We start from the raw sequence: 17,103 nt of genomic DNA on the forward strand, positions 1-17,103 counted from the left end.
CCTGGAGCACATGACGACGGATCGAACGGACACACGGCTCCCGGGGGAGCTGCTCGGACGCCAGGAGGCCGAAGCCCTCGTGCTCGAGCACCTGCCGCTCGCCGAGGCGATCGCGCGCCGGTACTTCCGGCGGGACCCCGCCCGCGACGAGGACCTCGTGCAGGTCGCCTACATCGGGCTGGTGAAGGCGGCACGCCGGTTCGACGCCGATCGTGGCGGCCCGTTCGCGGCGTTCGCCTCACCGACCATCTCCGGGGAGATCAAGCGCCACCTCCGCGACCACGGGTGGTTCGTCCGGCCACCGAGGCCCGTCCAGGAGCTCCGTGCACGGGTCGCCGAGGCGGTGCCGCGGCTCGCCCAGGAGCTGGGCCACGGCCCCTCGGTACCCGAGCTGACCGCGGACCTCGGCGAGAGCGACGAGCTCGTGCGGGAGGCCATCGCCTGTCAGAACCACCTGCGTCCGGCGTCGCTCGACGCCCTCGTCGGCGGCGACCACGAGACGTGCCTCGGGGACCTCATCCCCGCCGAGGACGGGTCGTTGGAGCGCGCCGAGTCGGCCGCGATCCTGTCGACGGCGCTGCGGGTCCTGACGCCGCGCGACCGCCGGGTGCTGCAGTTGCGCTTCGGGGAGGACCTCACCCAGCAGGAGATCGCCGAGGAGGTCGGCGTCACCCAGATGCAGGTGTCACGCATCCTCAAGCGCTCGCTGGAGCTCCTGCGGGACCGCATCGTCCACGGCGAGCCGGCGCCGGAGCGCGCCGGGCGGCGGATCGCTTGACGGACTGAGCGGGTCGAGCGGGTCGAGCGCCCGAGGGGTCAGGTGACCGGGGTGTCCCCGGCAGCGGCTCGTTCGGCGCGGACCACCGCGTCGAGCACGTCGTCGACGCCGACCGCGAGGATGGCCGGGTCCGGGGTGTCGGCGAAGGCGTCGCCCCGACGGACGCTCGCGTCGGTGAGCACGACGTGCGGGCCGGGTGGCGGACCCCAGTGCTCGGGTGCCGCCGGACCGAACAGGACCACCGAGGGCCGACGGTAGGCCGACGCCAGATGCGCCGCGCCGGTGTCCGCCGACACCACCACCGACGCGTCCTCGACCACGCCGGCGAACTCGGCCAGGTCGATCCGCCCCGCCAGGACCTCGGACTCGTCGAGCCGTGCGAGGTGCGCCACCCGCAGTGCGCGATCGCGTTCGCCGGCGCTGCCGGTGAACACCACCCGGCGCCCCTCGTCCGCCAAGGACCTCGCGACGGCGGCGAACCGCTCCACCGGCCAGCGCCGTGACTCGTAGAACGCGCCGACGTGGACGACCGCCGCGCCGACGACGTCCACGCGCCGTGTCGAGGACCGCAGCCCGACGTCGTCCGGGTCGGCGTCCACACCGTAGGCCGCGAGGAGCCGCACCCAGCGTGCGCGCTCGCCGAGATGCGGTGACCACGCGGGCGGGGTCGGTCCGTCCGTCCGGGCACCGTCACTTCGGGCGGGGTCACTCCGGGCACCGCCGCTCCGGGCACCGTCGCTCCGGGCACCGTCGATCTCCGGCACGTGGTGGACCATGGCGACCCTCGCCTCCAACGCGTCGATGAGCCGTCGGCTCTCCGGACCGCTCCCGTGGAGGTTCACGGCCACGTCGATCCGGCCGGGGGCGAGGGGCAGGAGGTGGTCCAGTCCGGGCGTCGGCAGGACGGCGTCCACGCCGTCGATGAGCTCGACGACGGGTTCGAGCCACCCGGGTGTCGCCAGCACGATGCGGTGCTCGGGGAACGCCCGTCGCAGGCCGTGGAGCGCCGGGACCGCGACGAGCAGGTCGCCGAGTTTCAGAGTGCGGAGGGCGAGCAGCTCCGGTCGGTCGTCGGTGGTGTCGGAGGGGACGTCGTCGGGGTCGAGGTGCAGCATGCGCCTCACCATCGCACGAGGAGCGGCCCGGGGTCGAGCCCGCCGAGAGGACGTTTACACCTCAGGAGAAGTGGGGAAGAGCAGAAGCATGACCGATCTGCCCGCTCCGATCGACGCGGTCCTCTTCGACCGCGACGGCACCCTCGTCGTCGACGAGCCCTACAACGGCGACCCGACGCTCGTGGTGCCCATGCCGACCGCGCTCGCCGCCGTGGAAGTGCTCCGTCGCAGCGGGCTGCCGCTCGGAGTCGTGTCGAACCAGTCCGGGATCGGGCGGGGCATCGTCACCCGCGAGCAGGTCGACGCCGTGAACGCTCGGCTCGACGAGTTGCTCGGCCCGTTCGACGTCTGGTGCGTCTGCCCGCACGCCCCTGCCGACCGCTGCGACTGCCGGAAGCCGGCACCCGGGCTCATCCTGGAGGCCGCGGAGCGACTCGGCGTGGAGCCCGGCCACTGCGTCGTCATCGGCGACATCGGTGCCGACGTCGGCGCAGCCCGGGCGGCCGGGGCGATGTCGATCCTCGTGCCGACCGCCGTGACCCTCCCCGAGGAGGTCGACGCCGCGCCCCGCCGAGCCCTGGACCTCCTCGCCGCCGCCGAGCTCGTGCTCACCGCGGTGGTGGCCGGTCGCGATGCGGCGTATGACGACGCCCGAGGCGACCGATGACCCGGCGCGCGCTCGTCGCGCGGCTCGACAGTGTGGGCGACGTCCTGCTCAGCGGACCCGCGGTCCGTGCGGTCGCGGCGTCACCCGACGTCGACGAGGTGTGGTTCCTGTGCAGTTCCATCGGCGCCTCCGCGGCCCGGCTCCTCCCGGGTGTCGACCGCGTCGTGGTGTGGGACTGCCCCTGGATCACCCGGCTCGCCCCGCCCGCGACGCCCGAGCACCTCGCCGTCCTCGCCGCGATCATCGACGACTGCAGCCCGGAGACCGCGGTGATCCTCACGTCCTTCCATCAGTCCCCGCTCCCGCTCGCGCTCCTGCTCCGCGCCCGGGCGGTCCGACGCATCGTCGGTGCCTCCGTCGACTTCGCCGGCTCGCTCCTCGACGTCCGGCTGCGGCCGGGGGAAGACCTCGAGGAGGACCAGCCGGAGGCCGAGCGCGCCCTCGCGATCGCCGCCGCCGGCGGGTTCACGCTCCCGAGCGAAGACGACGGCCGGCTGCGCATCGACGAGGCTCGGTTCGCGGAGACCGTCCCGGACACGCTCCCCGAACGCTTCGTCGTGGTGCATCCGGGGGCCTCGGTCGCCTCGAGGCGCTGGCCGGAGGAGCTCCATGCCGAGACCGTCCGCCTGCTGCAGGGCGAGGGTGTCGAGGTCGTCGTCACCGGTGGCCCCGACGAGACCTCGCTGACCGGCCGGGTCGCCGGTACGGCGGGTCGCGACCTCGGCGGTGGCACCGGTCTCGGGTCGCTCGCCGCCATCCTCGCCCGTGCCGACGTCGTGATCACCGGCAACACCGGTCCGGCCCACCTCGCGGCTGCGGTCGGGACCCCGGTCGTCAGCCTGTTCTCGCCGGTGGTGCCCGCCGTGCGCTGGGCGCCCTACGGCGTGCCGACCGTGCTGCTGGGCGACCAGCGGGCCGCGTGCGCGGACTCCAGGGCGACCGACTGTCCCGTCCCCGGGCACCCGTGTCTGACGGGCGTCCGGCCGGACGAGGTCGTCGACGCCTGCCGACGACTCGCACCCGCGCTGTTCGCCGATGGGCCGAAGGTGACGCTGCAGGAGGTGCTCCGATGAGGATCCTCCTCTGGCACGTGCACGGTGGTTGGACGGACGCCTTCGTCCGCGGTCAGCACGAGTACCTCCTCCCCGTGAACGACGCCCGCGACGGCTGGGGCCTCGGCCGTGCGGGTCGCGACTGGCCCGCCTCGGTCGTCGAGATCCCCGTCGGAGCGCTCCGCGAGACGGACGTCGACGTGGTCGTCCTCCAACGCCCGGCCGAGATCGAAGCGGTCGAGCGTCTCACCGGGCGCCGGCCCGGGCGCGATCTGCCCGCGGTGTTCGTCGAGCACAACACGCCGAAGACCTCGATCACCGACGCGGTGCACCCCCTGGCCCACCGCGGCGACGTCCCGATCGTGCACGTCACCCACTTCAACCGGATGTTCTGGGACACCGGACGCGCGCCGACGACGGTCGTCGAACACGGTGTCGTCGATCCCGGTCACCGCTACTCCGGCACCCTCGAACGGCTCGGGGTCGTCATCAACGAACCCGTCCGCCGCTGGCGGGTAACCGGGACCGACCTCCTGCCGGCGTTCGCCGAGGTGGCACCGATCGACGTCTTCGGGATGGGTGGTGGGGACCTCCCCGCCGCACTCGGGGTCGGCCGGGACCGCGTCGAACCGGCCGGTGACCTGCAGACCGCGGAGCTGCACCGGGAACTGGCGCGTCGACGCGTGTACCTGCACCCCTTGCGATGGACCTCGCTCGGGCTCGCGCTCCTCGAGGCCATGCACCTCGGGATGCCCGTCCTGGCGCTCGCGACGACCGAGGCCCACCGGGCCGTCCCGCCCGAAGCGGGCCTCGTCTCCAACGACCTCGACGCCCTGCGTGAGGCCGCCCGGCGGTACCTCGACGACCCCGACCTCGCTCGGGCGACCGGTGACGCCGCCCGCGCCCACGTGCTCACCCACTACGGGTTGCCCGCCTTCCTGCGCACCTGGGACCTGGTCCTCGCCGAGGTGCGGGCGACCGGGACCGTCCGACCGACCCCGCTGTCGGCTCTCGAAAGGAGACTGTGATGAAGATCTCGATGGTGTCGGAGCACGCCAGTCCACTCGCCGTGCTCGGCGGTGTCGACGCCGGCGGCCAGAACGTGCACGTCGCCGAGTTGTCGTCGGCGCTCGCCGCCCGCGGCCACGAGGTGACCGTGTACACCCGACGGGAGGACCGTGTCGCCGACGAGCGCGTGCGGCTCTGCGACGGCATCGAGGTCGTGCACGTCGACGCCGGCCTGCCGGAGCGTCTGCCGAAGGACGAGCTCCTCCCGTATATGGACGCGTTCGGCGACCGCCTGGCCCGCGAGTGGAGCCGGGAGACACCCGACGTCGTGCACAGCCACTTCTGGATGTCGGGACTCGCCGCCCTGCGGGGTGCGGAGCGGACCACGGGCGGGAGGCCGCCCGTCGTCCACACCTTCCATGCGCTCGGGACGGTCAAGCGCCGGCACCAGGGCGCCGAGGACACGAGTCCGGCCGAACGGGTCGACCTCGAACCGATGGTCGGCCGGTCGGTCGACCAGGTCATCGCGACGTGCTCGGATGAGGCGTTCGAGTTGAAGGCACTCGGGGTCCCCGGCTCACGCATCACCGTGGTCCCATGCGGCGTGGACACGGGACTGTTCACCCCGAACGGCCCCTCGGAGTCGTCCGACCGACCCTTCCGCATCATGACGGTGGGTCGGTTGGTACCGCGCAAGGGCGTCGGCCTCACGATCTCCGCGCTGGCGTCGCTCGTCGCCGCCGGCCGGGACGACATCGAACTCGTCGTCCTCGGTGGCTCGACCGGGCCCGATCGCGTCCAGGAGGACCCGGACGTCCGGCGACTCCTGGCCCACGCCCGATCGCTCGGTGTCGAGGACCGCGTGGTGTTCCGAGGACAGGTCAAGCAGGAGGAGCTGCCCGCCGCCCTGCGCTCGGCCCACCTCGTCGTGTGCGCGCCATGGTACGAGCCGTTCGGCATCGTCCCGCTCGAAGCGATGGCGACCGGCACACCGGTGGTCGCCGCCGCCGTGGGAGGGCTCATCGACAGCGTCGTGCACGGCCGGACCGGCCTGCACGTGCCGCCGCGCGACGCCGGAGCCATCGCGGACGCCGTCACCGCACTCCTCGACGACCCGCCGTTGCTCGCCTCCTACGGTGCGGCCGGCATCGAGCGCACCAGGTCGCGCTACACCTGGGCACGGGTCGCCGCAGACACCGAACGCGGCTATCAGCGGGTGCTCGGTCGCGCGAGACGGTCCGCCAGCGCGAGTGCGGCGGCGGTGACCCGATGAGCGGCATGACGACCGCCGCGGCGCCGACCCCGGCGACCACGCCGCGGACCGTGGACGCCACCGCGCCGTCCATCGACCGCATCCTGCACGGACACCTCGACGACCACCTCGGCGCGATCGAGGCGTTGCGCGATCAGCTGCCGCGGATCACCGCCTGGGGCGATGAACTCGCTGACCGGCTCATGCACGGCCAACGGCTCCTGGCCGCGGGCAACGGCGGATCGGCGGCCGAGGCGCAGCACCTGACCGCGGAGCTCGTCGGGCGCTTCGACGGGGAGCGGCGTCCGTTCTCCGCGGTGTCGCTCCACGCGGAGACCTCGAGTGTCACCGCCATCGCCAACGACTACGGCTACGACGAGGTGTTCGCACGGCAGGTGCTCGCACACGCGCGGGCCGGGGACATCGTCATGCTCTTCTCCACGAGCGGACGGAGCCGCAACCTCCTCCGCGCCGCCGAGGCCGCGCTGCGGGTGGGTGCGAGGAGCTGGGCCGTGACCGGAGCGGGACCGAACCCGCTGTGCGACGCGTGCGACGAACACCTCGCGTTGCCGGGACCGTCGGCCGGCGCCCAGGAGGCGCACCTCGTGGCCCTGCACCTGCTGTGCCGGGTCTTCGACGACCGCATCGCGCAGCGCGAAGCCGCTGGGAACGGGAGGACCCCATGATGGACGGGATGCGCCCGACGGGCGATCGCCGACACGGGCGGCGGATCGCCGTCGTCGGGGACGTCCTCCTCGACGTCGACCTGCTCGGCCGGGCCGACCGGCTGAGTCCCGACGCCCCGGTGCCGGTCGTGTCGGTCGAACGGTCGGTCGGCCGTGCCGGTGGCGCCGGGCTCGTCGCCACCCTCCTCGCGCGGGACGGCGTCGACGTCGTCCTCGTGACCGCACTCGGCGACGACGATCGGGTGGGTGAGCTGCGCGCCGCGCTCGACGCCGTCGCGGCACTGCCGGGTGCCGGGTCCATCAGCGTCGTCGCCGGGCCTGCAGGGGCACCCACTCCGGTGAAGACGCGGGTCCGCGGTGACGGTCACGCGATCGTGCGGATCGACGAAGGCTGCGAACCCCCCGGTGCACCGACGATCACGGCGGACATGCTCGACGCACTCGACGAGGTGGACGCCGTCGTCGTCGCCGACTACGGGCGCGGCGTCGCAGCCGACCCCCGGCTCCGGGACGCGCTCGACCGTGTCGGCGGGAGGATCCCCGTCGTCTGGGATCCCCACAGGAACGGTTCACCGCCGGTGCGCGCGGCTGCGGTCGTCACCCCGAACCGAAGCGAGGCGTTCGCGCTCGCCGACGGTCTCGTCGACGACGGGGCCTCCGTCTTTGACGACCTCGCCGGTGTCGACACCGTCGCGGCCGCACTCCTCGAATCGTGGGGGTGCGAGGCCGTCCTGGTGACCCTCGGCGCGAAGGGGGCGCTCCTGCGCAGCCGGGACCGTGTCGCAGCCCAGGTCCCGCACCTCGTGTCGGCCACGCCGTCGGACGGCACCGACCCCTGTGGAGCCGGCGACCGTCTGGCCGCGACCGTCGCGTCGGAGCTCGCCGCCGGTGAACCCCTCGGTGACGCTGTCGCCGCCGGGGTCGCCGCCGCGGCGCGGTTCGTCGCGAGCGGTGGTGTCGCCTCGCTCGACCGACCCGCGAACACGAGTCCGCTGCGCGGGGACTCCGCGGACGCGCTCGCCGTCGCCCACGCCACCCGGGAACGCGGTGGTGTCGTCGTCGCGACCGGTGGCTGCTTCGACCTCCTCCACGCCGGACACGCGCGGACGCTCGCCGCTGCCCGGGCCCTCGGCGACTGCCTCATCGTGTGCGTCAACAGTGACGACTCGGTGCGGCGGCTCAAGGGGCCGGAGCGACCGATCATGGCCGAGGACGACCGCTCCGACCTCCTTCAGGCGCTCGAGTGCGTCGACGCCGTCGTCGTGTTCGAGGAGGACACCCCGGAGGCGGTCCTCCGGAGGATCCGGCCGGACGTGTGGGTCAAGGGCGGCGACTACGTCGCAGCGGACCTGCCCGAGACCGGCGTCATCGCGGCGTGGGGTGGCCGGACCGTGACCGTCCCGTACCACCCCGGCCGTTCCAGCACCCGCCTCGCAGGTGCTCTCGCGCGCGTCGGCTGACCGTCCGGTCACCGACCATCCCTGCACCGACCACCCCCAGCATCCCGAACCCGAAAGGACCCCATGACCTCCTCCCGCCCCCTCGGCAACGTCCTCATCAGCGGTGGCTCCGCCGGCCTCGGTGCCGCGGTCGCCGCCGCCGTCCGCGAGCACGGTGGCCGACCGATCGTGCTCGACCTCCAGGTCGCCCCGGACGCGGAGGACGCGTACGCCGTCGACGTCTCCGACACCAGGGCGACGGAGGACCTGGTCGGCCGCATCGCCGCGGAGGTCGGTAGCCTCGACTCGGTGGTGACCGCCGCGGGCATCGACCGTCCGGCGCCCTTCGGCGCGCTGCCCGGCGTCGACTGGGAACGCATCGTCGCCGTGAACCTCCTCGGCACCGCGGCCGTCGTCCGCGGTGCGCTCCCCGCGCTCGAGGCGGCGCACGGCCGGGTGGTCACCATCGCCTCATCGCTCGCGCTCCGTGCGCTCGGCGACGCCACCGCCTACTGTGCGTCGAAGTTCGCCGTCCTCGGGTTCTCGCGGTCCCTCGCGGCGGAGTCGAAGGGCCGGCTCGGGGTCACGACCGTGATCCCGGCGGGCATGGACACGCGCTTCTTCGAGGGTCGCGACGAGCAGTACAAGCCGGAACCCGACGCGAAGCTCATCGACCCGGCCGAGGTCGCTGCAGCCATCGTCTTCGCGCTCCAGCGCCCGCGCGGTGTCGAACTGCGCGAACTCGTCGTCTGCCCCGAGGAGGAGCCGTCCTGGCCGTGAGGGTGGAGCGGCTCACGCCACGCTGCGGAGGCTCCGGGCGTTGAGGAGGGACTCGACGTCGGCGTCCACGTCGTCGACGCCGACCTCGGCGACGAAGGAGTCGTCGTGCTCGCAGCGCTCGGCGGTCCACCCGACCTGGGTGACGTCGCGGTCGCACACCGGGCACCTGGTGGTCCACGACAGGTGCACCCGCTGGGTGGCGCGACTGAGCGGGCCGCCGTTGATGAGGTTCCCCACCCAGTAGATGCCGACGGTCGAGGTGCCGACCGCCTGCGCGAGGTGGCGGGGTCCGCTGTCGTTCCCGACGAACACGTCGGCGCGGGCGAGCACGCCGACAAGGTCGGACAGGGAGAGTCTGCCCGCGAGCGACACGACCTCGGTCCGGCCGTCGGAGGCCGCCTGCCGCACGATGCGGTCCGCGAGTTCCGCGTCGCCGGCGTCACCGACGCACACCACGGTGTTGCCCCGGGTGGCGGCGCGTCGGGCGAGTTCCGCGAACCGTTCCGTCGGCCAGCGTCGCCGCGGATCGGTCGCGCCCGGGTGGATGACGACGACGCCTGAGCCGCGTCGCCCGAGCAGCGACCGACCACGCGCACGTTCGGCCCGACTCGCCACCACGCGCGGTTCGCCCGTCACCGGGAGCGCGCCGGCGAGCGCCACGGTCTCCAGCCAGCGGACGACCTCGTGCTGGTAGTAGACGTAGGGCAGCATGCGGTCGAGCGCTGCGGCGTCGGGGGTCGCGGTGCCGACGGTGTGCCTGGCGCCGAGGCCGAGGAGGAAGGGATTGGAGTTGCGGCCGCCGCCGTGCAGCTGGCAGGCGAGGTCGAAGCCCTCCGCCCGCATGCGCTCGAGGAACCGTCGCGTGCCGTCCTCGTCGGTCGACCCGTCCGCGCTGGAGACGCCGGCGGTCGTCGGCAGCACCTCGACGCGCGACACCGGACCGGGCCGCTGATCGAGCAACTGCTGGTGCAGCGGTGTGCCGAGCAGCACGATCTCGGCCTCGGGATACGCCTCGGCCAGCGCGTCGAGCGCCGGCATCGCGAACAGCAGGTCGCCGAGGCCGCCGCCACGCAGGACGGCGATCTTCAGCACCCCCCTGAACCGAGCATCCTCCTGCAGCCCTGTCCGTCGCACCTGCTCACATCCTCTCCGTCGTGGTGTCGTCTGCGGCCATGCCGACCGTCGGCTTCACCGTTCCCCGCATCGCGCCGTCCGAAACCCATTGCAGGCTTCCGATCCGGCAGGTGTAAACGGTCGCCCTGCTGGGTACGAGGCCTCTATGTCCGCTCATCTGCTGGCCGCCGCCGAGTCCGATCGGTTCGAGCAGCCCGACCTCCTCCCCATCACCGACCCGCGCACGGGCGAATCCGTCGGATCGGTCCGCATCGCGACCGCGCACGAGGTCGCCGACGCCGTCGTGGTGGCCGCAGCCTCCTTCGGCGAGTGGGCCGCGCGGACACCGGCCGAACGTGGTGCGGCGCTCCACGCGGTCGCCGATGCCCTCGCCGCCCGCGAGGAGGAGCTGGCCGATCTCAACCACCGGGAGACGGGGAAGTCGATCGCTGACGCCCTCGGCGGTGTCCGAGCCGCGATCGGGACCGCACGGCAGTACGCCGAACTCGGGCCGCTGCACGCCGGGCGGGCGCTGCGGGGTGCGGCGACAGCCGTGGACTTCACGGTCGCAGAGCCGCGCGGCGTCGTCGCCGTGATCACCCCCTGGAACGACCCGGTCGCGGTCGCCGTCGGCCTCATCGCCGCCGCTGTGGTGACGGGCAACACGGTCGTGCACAAACCGAGTGAGCGCTGCCCGCACGTCGGGGAGATGCTCGGAGCGGTGTTCGCGGACGTCCTGCCGCCGGGCGTGGTCGTGACGATCTCGGGAGACGGACGCACCGGGGCCGCCCTCACCTCCACGGTCGGCGTCGCGATGGTCGCGCACGTCGGGTCGTCGGCGACCGGAGCGCGGATCGCCCGTGCCGCCGTGCTGACGGGGGCCCACGTCATCCGCGAGAACGGCGGGAACGACGCCATCCTCGTCGATGCCGACGTCGATCCGTCCTGGGCGGCGGCCCAGACGGCGCTCGGCGCCTTCGCGAACGCCGGCCAGATCTGCACCTCTGTCGAGCGGGTCCTGGTGCACTCCGACATCGCCGGACCGTTCCTCGACGCCCTCGTCGCGGAGGCGGTGCGGTGGACCGCCGACGCGGAGTCCGGCCCGCTCGTGGACGGGGAGTTGCGGAGGATCGTGCACGAGCACGTCGTCGACGCGGTCGAGGACGGCGCCAGGCTCCTCACGGGCGGCACCGTCCCCGAAGGGCCCGGCTCGTTCTACCCGGCGACGGTCCTCGCCGACTGCCGACCCGGCATGCGGGTGATGCGGGAGGAGACCTTCGGGCCCGTCGCGCCAGTGATGGTGGTCGCGGACTTCGACGAGGCCGTCCGCCTCGCGGCCGCAGACCCGCACGGGCTCGCCGCGACGGTGCTCACCGGGTCGATGGCGAACGCGCACCGGGCGATCGCCGCGCTCCCCGTCGGGACCGTCAAGGTCAACGCCGTGTTCGGTGGTGCGCCGGGAGGCTCCGCGGAACCCCGGGGCGAGAGCGGTTCCGGTTTCGGGTACGGACCCGGCCTGTTGGACGAGATGACCCTGACGAAGGTCGTCCACCTCGAGGCGGCGCCGTGAGTGACGTCGGGCTGCGGGCGGAGCGTGATGCGATGCACGACGCGCTCCGGGACATCGCAGCGCGGATCCGGTCCGCAGCACCCCGGGTCGTGGTCGCCGGCGACGCGATCCTCGATCGCTGGTTGCGGGGCGACGTCACCCGGGTCAGTCGGGAGGCGCCGGTGCCGGTCGTCGAGGTCGACGAGCCGGAGCTGTGCGCCGGCGGGGCCGCGAACACGGCGGTGAACCTCGCGGCGCTCGGCGCCTCCGTCTCGCTCATCGCCACCGTCGGCGACGACGAGGACGGTCGTGCGCTCGACGCCCTGCTGCGGCGGGCCGGCGTCGACACCGCCCGGGTCGTGGTCCGGGACGGTGCGTGCACCGCGTCCAAGACCCGCGTGGTCGGTGCCGATCAGATCGTGGTCCGGGTCGACCACCTGCCGAAGGGCGAGCCGTCCGACGTGGATCGCGCGGCGCTGCGGCGGGCGCTCTCCACCGTGACCCCGGACGACGTCCTCGTCCTCTGCGACTACGGCACCGGTTGCTTCGACGACGACACCGTCGCCTGGCTCGCCACCGAGCGGCCGGTCGCCCGCACGATCGTCGTGGACGCGCACGACGGGCGCCGGTGGGCGCCGATGCGGCCGGACCTCGTGACACCGAACGCCCTGGAGGCCGGCCTGCTCCTCGGGCGTCCGCTCGGCCACGGCATCGATCGCGCCGTCGCCGTCGAAGCTGCCCGGGACGAGCTCCTGGCGGCGTCCGGTTCCTCGGCCGTCGTCGTCACCCTCGACCGCGACGGCACCGTCGCCCTCGACCCGGGACGTGCGCCGTCGCGGACCCGCGCGAGGAGCGCGCCCGAGCACCAGGCCTCCGGAGCGGGGGACACCTTCGTCGCGGCGCTCGCGACCGCGGTCGCCGTCGGGGCACCCCTCGGCGTCGGGGCGGGCTTCGCCCAGGCCGCAGCTGACGTCGTCACCGCGCGACCGGGCACCGCGGTGGCGCGACTCGCCGACGTCGAACGGGAACTCCGAGGCTCGGACGGTGATCCGGTCGGCACGCGGTTCCTCGCGGCATCGGAGCTCGTCGATGCACTCGCCGCCCGCCGGGTCGCTGGAGCGCGCGTCGTCTTCACGAACGGGTGCTTCGACGTCATCCATCGTGGCCACACGACGCACCTCCGGCAGGCGAAAGCGCTCGGAGACGTGCTCGTCGTCGCGCTCAACGACGACGCGTCCGTCCGGCGTCTGAAGGGCCCGGAGCGACCGGTGAACCCGCTCGGGGACCGCATCGCGGTGCTCGAGGCGCTCGACTGCATCGACTACCTGACGGCCTTCGACGAGGACACCCCCATCGCCCTGCTGGAGGCTCTCCGGCCGGACGTCTACGCGAAGGGTGGCGACTACACCCCCGAGATGCTCGCCGAGACACCGGTCGTGCGAGCGGCCGGGGGCGAGGTGCGCATCCTCGACTACCTGCCCGACCACTCCACCACCCGGGTCGTGGACCGCATCCGGTCCGTGACGGCGACCCCTGAGACATCCACCATGCGCCACCCGTGAGTGTCAAGGTCGGATCGCCCACGACCTCCTACGCCTAGCGTCGGGGTGATGGACGACTCGAATCGGATGCGGGACCAGCCGGCGCTCACGACCACACGAGGGGACTCGTGGATCGTCATCGGAGGGATCACCGCCGCGCTCCTCGTGGGGATGTTCGCGCTGCTCGGCACCGTGCAACCGGTGATCGCGTGGGGGAGCGCGGCGGCCGTACTGCTCGTGTACGCGGCGATGGTGGTCGTGCGGACGCGAGGCACCTCCGGTCGTCGTCGCCTGCGCACGCTCGCGGCGCTCTACGGAGCGATGGTCGCCCTGAGCCTCATCGCCGTGCTCGTGCTCGTCGGCACCGCGTGGACGGACGTCGGCGCATGACCCCGAGGACACGTCAGAGGCGTGGTGAGGCCGGCAGCGTGGTGAGACCGGCGGCTTGGTGAGGCCGGCGCGCTGAAGCCGCCGTCGGGGTGGACGCTACAGCTCCAGGCGGCGCTCCACGACGTCCCTGGCCACGTCCGCGAGCGACCGGCGCGAGCTGCGGGCGTGTGTGCGGAGCCGCTCGAAGGCGTCCTCCACTGAGATCGAGGCGGTGAAGGCGACGACGCCCTTCGCCTGCTCGATGGTGACGCGCGACTGGAGCGCGCGCTCCAGCTGCTCGCGTGCGGCATCGCTCGCGCGCAGGGTGCGTTCGTGCAGGATGCCGATGGTCGCGACGTCGGCCATCGCCTGTGCGGCTCGGGTCTCGAGCTCGTCGAGGTCCTCGGACGCCGTCCGGAACAGGTTGAGCGTGCCGATGGTGGTCCGTCGGAGCCGGAGCGGCACCGCGTACACCGAGGCGAACCCCGCGTCGGCCGCCGCCTGGGCAAACCTCGGCCATTCGCCGGCGACCGCGCTGATCTCGGGCACGGCCACGGCCATCCCGCCGCGGAAGCTCTCGATGCAGGGACCCTCGTCGGCGCTCAACTGGATCAGCTCGACGAGCCGACTCGACTCGCTCGTCGACGCGATGAGGTCGAGGTCGCCGTGCTGGTCGGCGAGCAGGATCCCGGACGCGTCGACGTCGAGGAGGTCGACGCTGGCGTCGACGAGCGTCTGGAGGAGGTCGACGACGTCGTAGTCGTCGATGAGGGTGTCCGCCAGGGTGGCGAAGACCTCGAGGAGTTCGGCACCGTGTCCGAGTCCCGTGCCGTGCCCGAGTCCCGCGCCGTGATCGAGTCCCTGTCCGGCGTCTCTGCCGCTGCCGTCCCCGCTCATCGGTCGTCTTCGATCGAATCGTCCCGGAGCACGTAGCCGGTGCGCCGCTCGAGGATGTCCTCGGCGACCTCGGCCATGGAGCGGTTCTGCGCGAAGGCCTGGGCCTGGATGAACAGGTGGGCGTCGTCGGGGGTGAGTCCGAGCTGGGCGATCACGAACCCCGTCGCCTGGTGGATCCGGCGTCGCGCGTGCGGCTTCAGTTGCTCGGTGTCCGGCAGGCTCGCGAGTTCCAGGGTCCGGCGGAGCACATAGCGGCTGAGCGGGCGCGTGAGTGACATCATCTCCTCGACCGCCTGCTCGCCGAGGGTGCGTTCCTCGGTGTCGTAGAGCTCGACGGCACCCACCTGTAGAGGACCGACCCGCAGCGGGAAGGCGAAGACCGAGCCGACCTCGTGCCCGCGGATCGCCTCCGTGAACGAGGGCCAGAAGGCGTACCCGTTGCGCTGGATGGCGGCCTCGAGCACGGGGTGCCCGCTGCCGACCGCATCCCAGCAGGGTCCCTCGGTCAGGTCGAACTGGATCTCGTCGAGCAGGGCGACCTGGGAGTCGCTCGCCGCGATCGTCTCCGCGCTGAGGGCGTCGCCGAGGGTGGCGATGGAGACGCCCGAGAGCGGCAGCAGGTGCAGGATCGGCTCGACGAGTTGGTCGTCATCGTCGACCCGTTCGAGCGCGCTGTACACGACGGCGAAGGTGTCGCTCATGACGCCGCTCCTTCCACGATCGACGGGTGTCCTGTCCAACATCGTAAAGGCATCATCCAGCAGACGGTGGGAACGGTGCGGGTCGCTGGACACGTCGGGGCCGAAGGTGGGAGCATACGCCCCTCCGGCGTCTGAGACCAGGTTCGAACGTGCTTTTCGACGATTCTGCACGCTGGGATGCAACGCCGCAGACGCATTCGGACGCAGCGGCTTCGATGAAGAAAGGGCTCACCCATGACTGATATCGATTCGCCCTCAACAGGGCACGGCGGAGCCGTCGACACGGCCAGGGAACAGGCGGGTGACCTCGCCGCCAGCGCCAAGGCATCCGCCGGGGACGTCGCCGCGACGGCGAAGGACGCCGCGACCCAGGTCGCCGGCGAAGCGCGCCGTCAGGCGAAGGACCTGCTGCACGAATCGCGCAGCGAACTCGTCGAGCAGGCAGGGCTGCAGCAGCAGCGGGTCGCCGCCGGGCTGCGGTCGCTCGGAGAGGAGCTCGGCGGCATGGCCCGCTCGAGCGAGCAGCCGGGGATCGCCGCCGACCTCGTGTCGCAGGCGGCCGGGCGAGCCGACGCCGTTGCCTCCTGGCTCGACGCCCGTGACCCCGGGTCGCTCCTCAGCGAGGTCAAGGACTTCGCTCGGCGGAGCCCGGGCACGTTCATCGGACTCGCGGCGCTCGCGGGGGTCGTGGCCGGTCGACTGACGAAGAACCTCGCGGCCGCGGCGAAGGAGACCGGGCCCTCCGACTCCGCCACGCGACCCTCGACCCCGTCGGCGGACGCGCCCTCGGCTGCAGCCGCCGGTCCTGCCGACGACGCCGACGTCGAACTCGCGCCAGCGGGCGTGCCGCTCGTGCCCTCGCCCTCGGCCGGACCGGACGGCGGCGACCCGCTCGGGGACGCCGCGTTCGACACCACGAGTCCGGTCGGCGACCCCACCGGGCGCGTGGGTGACACCACCAACCAGTTCGGCTCCGACGACCTCGCTGTCGGCGGAGCGGGGACGGGCGACGCCGGCCTGGGTGACATGGGCGCAGGTGACACGGAGGGGACCAGACCATGACGGACCATCCGACGCCGTCGGAGCAGCAGGCGGCGAACACCTCGCTCGGTGATCTGCTCGGCGAGGTCTCGCGGGACATCTCGACGCTCATGCGTCAGGAGGTCGAGCTCGCGAAGGCCGAGGTCCGGCAGTCCGCGAAACGCGCGGGGACCGGAGCCGGCCTCATGGGAGGTGCGGGATACGCCGCCCTGATGACGGTGTTCTTCCTCTCCATCGCCCTGTGGTGGGCGCTCGGCACGCTGGTCGGCAACGGCTGGTCGGCGCTGATCGTCGCCGGGGTCTGGGCGATCATCGCGACGATCCTGTTCGTGGTCGGCAGGTCGGCGATGCAGCAGGTGAAGGGCATGCCGCAGACCATCGACACCGTGAAGCACATTCCAGACACGCTCAAGAAGAACGAGGAGAACCGATGAGCGACATCAGCAACACCACGGGTCCCACGGGTGACGCAGGGACGACCGACAGCAGCGACCCGGACCGGATCCGGGCCGACATCGAGCGCACCAGGGCCGAACTCGGCAGCGACGTCGACGCCCTGGCCGACAAGGTCACCCCCTCGAAGATCGTCGAGCGGGAGAAGGCGAAGGCGAAGAACGCGCTCGGATCCGTCAAGGACCGCGTGTTCGGCGTCGCCTCCGATCTGACCGACACCGCCACCGGAGCCGTCGGCTCGGCCGGCGACTCGATCACCGCGGCTCCGAAGCGCGCCGTCGAGAAGTTGGAGGGCGCTCCCATCGCCGTCGGGCTCATGGCGTTCGGCGCCGGACTCCTCGTCTCGGCACTCCTGCCGTCGAGCACGAGGGAGCGACAGCTCGCATCGAGCGTCAAGGACGCGGCGCAACCGATCGTCGACGACGTGACGGACGCCGCGAAGGAGGCCGCCGAGCACCTGCGTGAACCGGCGATGGACGCGGTCGACGCGGTGAGATCCGAGGCCACGGACGCCGCCGAGCAGGTGCGTACCGAGGCGACCGGCGCCGTCCAGGACGTGAAGGAGGACGCCGGCCAGGCGAAGCACGCCGTGCAGCAGTCGAACCAGTAGCAGCGAACGCCGCAGGCGACACCCCGGCCGGGCCACGACGAGTGGCCCGGCC

Annotated in this window: 18 protein-coding genes; 14 read left to right on the forward strand and 4 right to left on the reverse strand. The window is 72.9% G+C overall.

Features of this window, described 5'->3' with window-relative positions:
* The first annotated feature begins 10 nt into the window (after window positions 1–10).
* A complete protein-coding gene (locus tag ACLIME_RS17130; RefSeq protein WP_411557690.1) occupies window positions 11–778 on the forward strand; it encodes a sigma-70 family RNA polymerase sigma factor in 768 nt (255 codons plus the stop codon).
* 38 nt (window positions 779–816) lie between these two features.
* Here the strand turns inward: ACLIME_RS17130 and ACLIME_RS17135 are convergent, their stop codons facing one another.
* On the reverse strand, window positions 817–1,893 hold the full coding sequence (locus tag ACLIME_RS17135; RefSeq protein WP_411557691.1) for a glycosyltransferase family 9 protein: 1,077 nt from the start codon (window positions 1,891–1,893) through the stop codon (window positions 817–819).
* An 88-nt stretch (window positions 1,894–1,981) separates the two neighbouring features.
* Here ACLIME_RS17135 and ACLIME_RS17140 point away from each other — a divergent pair, with 88 nt between their 5' ends.
* The 7 genes from ACLIME_RS17140 (at window position 1,982) to ACLIME_RS17170 (ending at window position 8,777) form a co-directional block, all read left to right on the forward strand.
* Window positions 1,982–2,560 carry a D-glycero-alpha-D-manno-heptose-1,7-bisphosphate 7-phosphatase gene (locus ACLIME_RS17140; protein ID WP_411557692.1) on the forward strand — a complete coding sequence of 193 codons (579 nt, stop codon included), beginning with the start codon at window positions 1,982–1,984 and terminating at the stop codon, window positions 2,558–2,560.
* On the forward strand, window positions 2,557–3,633 hold the full coding sequence (locus tag ACLIME_RS17145) for a glycosyltransferase family 9 protein (protein WP_411557693.1): 1,077 nt from the start codon (window positions 2,557–2,559) through the stop codon (window positions 3,631–3,633). Before ACLIME_RS17140 ends, ACLIME_RS17145 begins: the two co-directional genes overlap by 4 nt.
* On the forward strand, window positions 3,630–4,640 hold the full coding sequence (locus tag ACLIME_RS17150; protein ID WP_411557694.1) for a glycosyltransferase: 1,011 nt from the start codon (window positions 3,630–3,632) through the stop codon (window positions 4,638–4,640). The genes ACLIME_RS17145 and ACLIME_RS17150 overlap by 4 nt, the downstream gene beginning before the upstream one ends.
* A complete protein-coding gene (locus ACLIME_RS17155; RefSeq protein ID WP_411557695.1) occupies window positions 4,640–5,893 on the forward strand; it encodes a glycosyltransferase in 1,254 nt (417 codons plus the stop codon). Before ACLIME_RS17150 ends, ACLIME_RS17155 begins: the two co-directional genes overlap by 1 nt.
* A 5-nt stretch (window positions 5,894–5,898) precedes the next feature.
* On the forward strand, window positions 5,899–6,558 hold the full coding sequence (locus ACLIME_RS17160) for an SIS domain-containing protein (protein WP_411557696.1): 660 nt from the start codon (window positions 5,899–5,901) through the stop codon (window positions 6,556–6,558).
* Window positions 6,558–8,018 (forward strand): PfkB family carbohydrate kinase, encoded by a 1,461-nt coding sequence (locus ACLIME_RS17165; protein ID WP_411557697.1) that lies wholly within the window; start codon window positions 6,558–6,560, stop codon window positions 8,016–8,018. Before ACLIME_RS17160 ends, ACLIME_RS17165 begins: the two co-directional genes overlap by 1 nt.
* A 63-nt stretch (window positions 8,019–8,081) precedes the next feature.
* Window positions 8,082–8,777 carry an SDR family oxidoreductase gene (locus ACLIME_RS17170; RefSeq protein WP_411557698.1) on the forward strand — a complete coding sequence of 232 codons (696 nt, stop codon included), beginning with the start codon at window positions 8,082–8,084 and terminating at the stop codon, window positions 8,775–8,777.
* A 12-nt stretch (window positions 8,778–8,789) separates the two neighbouring features.
* On the opposite strand, the gene ACLIME_RS17175 is transcribed toward ACLIME_RS17170, so the two are convergent.
* Complete coding sequence (locus tag ACLIME_RS17175) at window positions 8,790–9,869, reverse strand: glycosyltransferase family 9 protein (protein ID WP_411557699.1); 1,080 nt, start codon at window positions 9,867–9,869, stop codon at window positions 8,790–8,792.
* Window positions 9,870–10,056: 187 nt separating this feature from the next.
* On the opposite strand from ACLIME_RS17175, the gene ACLIME_RS17180 reads away from it, so the two are divergent.
* Genes ACLIME_RS17180 through ACLIME_RS17190 form a run of 3 tightly spaced genes read left to right on the forward strand, consistent with a single transcriptional unit; the run spans window position 10,057 to window position 13,370 of the window.
* Window positions 10,057–11,460 carry an aldehyde dehydrogenase family protein gene (locus tag ACLIME_RS17180; RefSeq protein WP_411557700.1) on the forward strand — a complete coding sequence of 468 codons (1,404 nt, stop codon included), beginning with the start codon at window positions 10,057–10,059 and terminating at the stop codon, window positions 11,458–11,460.
* Complete coding sequence (gene rfaE2, locus ACLIME_RS17185) at window positions 11,457–13,001, forward strand: D-glycero-beta-D-manno-heptose 1-phosphate adenylyltransferase (RefSeq protein WP_411557701.1); 1,545 nt, start codon at window positions 11,457–11,459, stop codon at window positions 12,999–13,001. Before ACLIME_RS17180 ends, rfaE2 begins: the two co-directional genes overlap by 4 nt.
* 48 nt (window positions 13,002–13,049) lie before the next feature.
* Window positions 13,050–13,370: a hypothetical protein gene (locus tag ACLIME_RS17190; RefSeq protein ID WP_411557702.1), complete on the forward strand. Its 321-nt coding sequence runs from the start codon at window positions 13,050–13,052 to the stop codon at window positions 13,368–13,370.
* 96 nt (window positions 13,371–13,466) lie between these two features.
* On the opposite strand, the gene ACLIME_RS17195 is transcribed toward ACLIME_RS17190, so the two are convergent.
* Entirely contained in the window at window positions 13,467–14,246 is a 780-nt protein-coding gene (locus ACLIME_RS17195) for an ANTAR domain-containing protein (RefSeq protein ID WP_411557703.1), read from the reverse strand.
* Window positions 14,243–14,947 (reverse strand): GAF and ANTAR domain-containing protein, encoded by a 705-nt coding sequence (locus ACLIME_RS17200; protein ID WP_411557704.1) that lies wholly within the window; start codon window positions 14,945–14,947, stop codon window positions 14,243–14,245. Before ACLIME_RS17200 ends, ACLIME_RS17195 begins: the two co-directional genes overlap by 4 nt.
* Before the next feature lie 234 nt (window positions 14,948–15,181).
* On the opposite strand from ACLIME_RS17200, the gene ACLIME_RS17205 reads away from it, so the two are divergent.
* Genes ACLIME_RS17205 through ACLIME_RS17215 form a run of 3 tightly spaced genes read left to right on the forward strand, consistent with a single transcriptional unit; the run spans window position 15,182 to window position 17,051 of the window.
* Window positions 15,182–16,009 carry a hypothetical protein gene (locus ACLIME_RS17205; protein WP_411557705.1) on the forward strand — a complete coding sequence of 276 codons (828 nt, stop codon included), beginning with the start codon at window positions 15,182–15,184 and terminating at the stop codon, window positions 16,007–16,009.
* The gene (locus ACLIME_RS17210) at window positions 16,006–16,422 is read left to right on the forward strand and encodes a phage holin family protein (protein WP_411557706.1); all 417 of its coding nucleotides are present in this window, start codon (window positions 16,006–16,008) and stop codon (window positions 16,420–16,422) included. The genes ACLIME_RS17205 and ACLIME_RS17210 overlap by 4 nt, the downstream gene beginning before the upstream one ends.
* Window positions 16,419–17,051 carry a DUF3618 domain-containing protein gene (locus ACLIME_RS17215; protein ID WP_411557707.1) on the forward strand — a complete coding sequence of 211 codons (633 nt, stop codon included), beginning with the start codon at window positions 16,419–16,421 and terminating at the stop codon, window positions 17,049–17,051. Before ACLIME_RS17210 ends, ACLIME_RS17215 begins: the two co-directional genes overlap by 4 nt.
* Window positions 17,052–17,103 lie beyond the last annotated feature (52 nt).

The sequence above is a fragment of the Plantibacter sp. MPB07 genome (assembly GCF_046619465.1).
In the GTDB taxonomy this organism is placed as follows: domain Bacteria; phylum Actinomycetota; class Actinomycetes; order Actinomycetales; family Microbacteriaceae; genus Plantibacter; species Plantibacter auratus.

What these genes read in the sequence shown, in the direction of transcription:
- ACLIME_RS17205 (WP_411557705.1), top strand. Translation starts at nt 15,182, where the DNA reads ATGACTGATATCGATTCGCCCTCAACAGGGCACGGCGGAGCCGTCGAC.
- ACLIME_RS17190 (WP_411557702.1), top strand. Translation starts at nt 13,050, where the DNA reads ATGGACGACTCGAATCGGATGCGGGACCAGCCGGCGCTCACGACCACA.
- ACLIME_RS17200 (WP_411557704.1), bottom strand. Translation starts at nt 14,947, where the DNA reads ATGAGCGACACCTTCGCCGTCGTGTACAGCGCGCTCGAACGGGTCGAC.
- ACLIME_RS17140 (WP_411557692.1), top strand. Translation starts at nt 1,982, where the DNA reads ATGACCGATCTGCCCGCTCCGATCGACGCGGTCCTCTTCGACCGCGAC.
- ACLIME_RS17155 (WP_411557695.1), top strand. Translation starts at nt 4,640, where the DNA reads ATGAAGATCTCGATGGTGTCGGAGCACGCCAGTCCACTCGCCGTGCTC.
- ACLIME_RS17145 (WP_411557693.1), top strand. Translation starts at nt 2,557, where the DNA reads ATGACCCGGCGCGCGCTCGTCGCGCGGCTCGACAGTGTGGGCGACGTC.
- ACLIME_RS17135 (WP_411557691.1), bottom strand. Translation starts at nt 1,893, where the DNA reads ATGCTGCACCTCGACCCCGACGACGTCCCCTCCGACACCACCGACGAC.
- ACLIME_RS17180 (WP_411557700.1), top strand. Translation starts at nt 10,057, where the DNA reads ATGTCCGCTCATCTGCTGGCCGCCGCCGAGTCCGATCGGTTCGAGCAG.
- ACLIME_RS17160 (WP_411557696.1), top strand. Translation starts at nt 5,899, where the DNA reads ATGACGACCGCCGCGGCGCCGACCCCGGCGACCACGCCGCGGACCGTG.
- ACLIME_RS17165 (WP_411557697.1), top strand. Translation starts at nt 6,558, where the DNA reads ATGGACGGGATGCGCCCGACGGGCGATCGCCGACACGGGCGGCGGATC.
- ACLIME_RS17170 (WP_411557698.1), top strand. Translation starts at nt 8,082, where the DNA reads ATGACCTCCTCCCGCCCCCTCGGCAACGTCCTCATCAGCGGTGGCTCC.
- ACLIME_RS17150 (WP_411557694.1), top strand. Translation starts at nt 3,630, where the DNA reads ATGAGGATCCTCCTCTGGCACGTGCACGGTGGTTGGACGGACGCCTTC.
- ACLIME_RS17210 (WP_411557706.1), top strand. Translation starts at nt 16,006, where the DNA reads ATGACGGACCATCCGACGCCGTCGGAGCAGCAGGCGGCGAACACCTCG.
- ACLIME_RS17215 (WP_411557707.1), top strand. Translation starts at nt 16,419, where the DNA reads ATGAGCGACATCAGCAACACCACGGGTCCCACGGGTGACGCAGGGACG.
- ACLIME_RS17130 (WP_411557690.1), top strand. Translation starts at nt 11, where the DNA reads ATGACGACGGATCGAACGGACACACGGCTCCCGGGGGAGCTGCTCGGA.
- ACLIME_RS17195 (WP_411557703.1), bottom strand. Translation starts at nt 14,246, where the DNA reads ATGAGCGGGGACGGCAGCGGCAGAGACGCCGGACAGGGACTCGATCAC.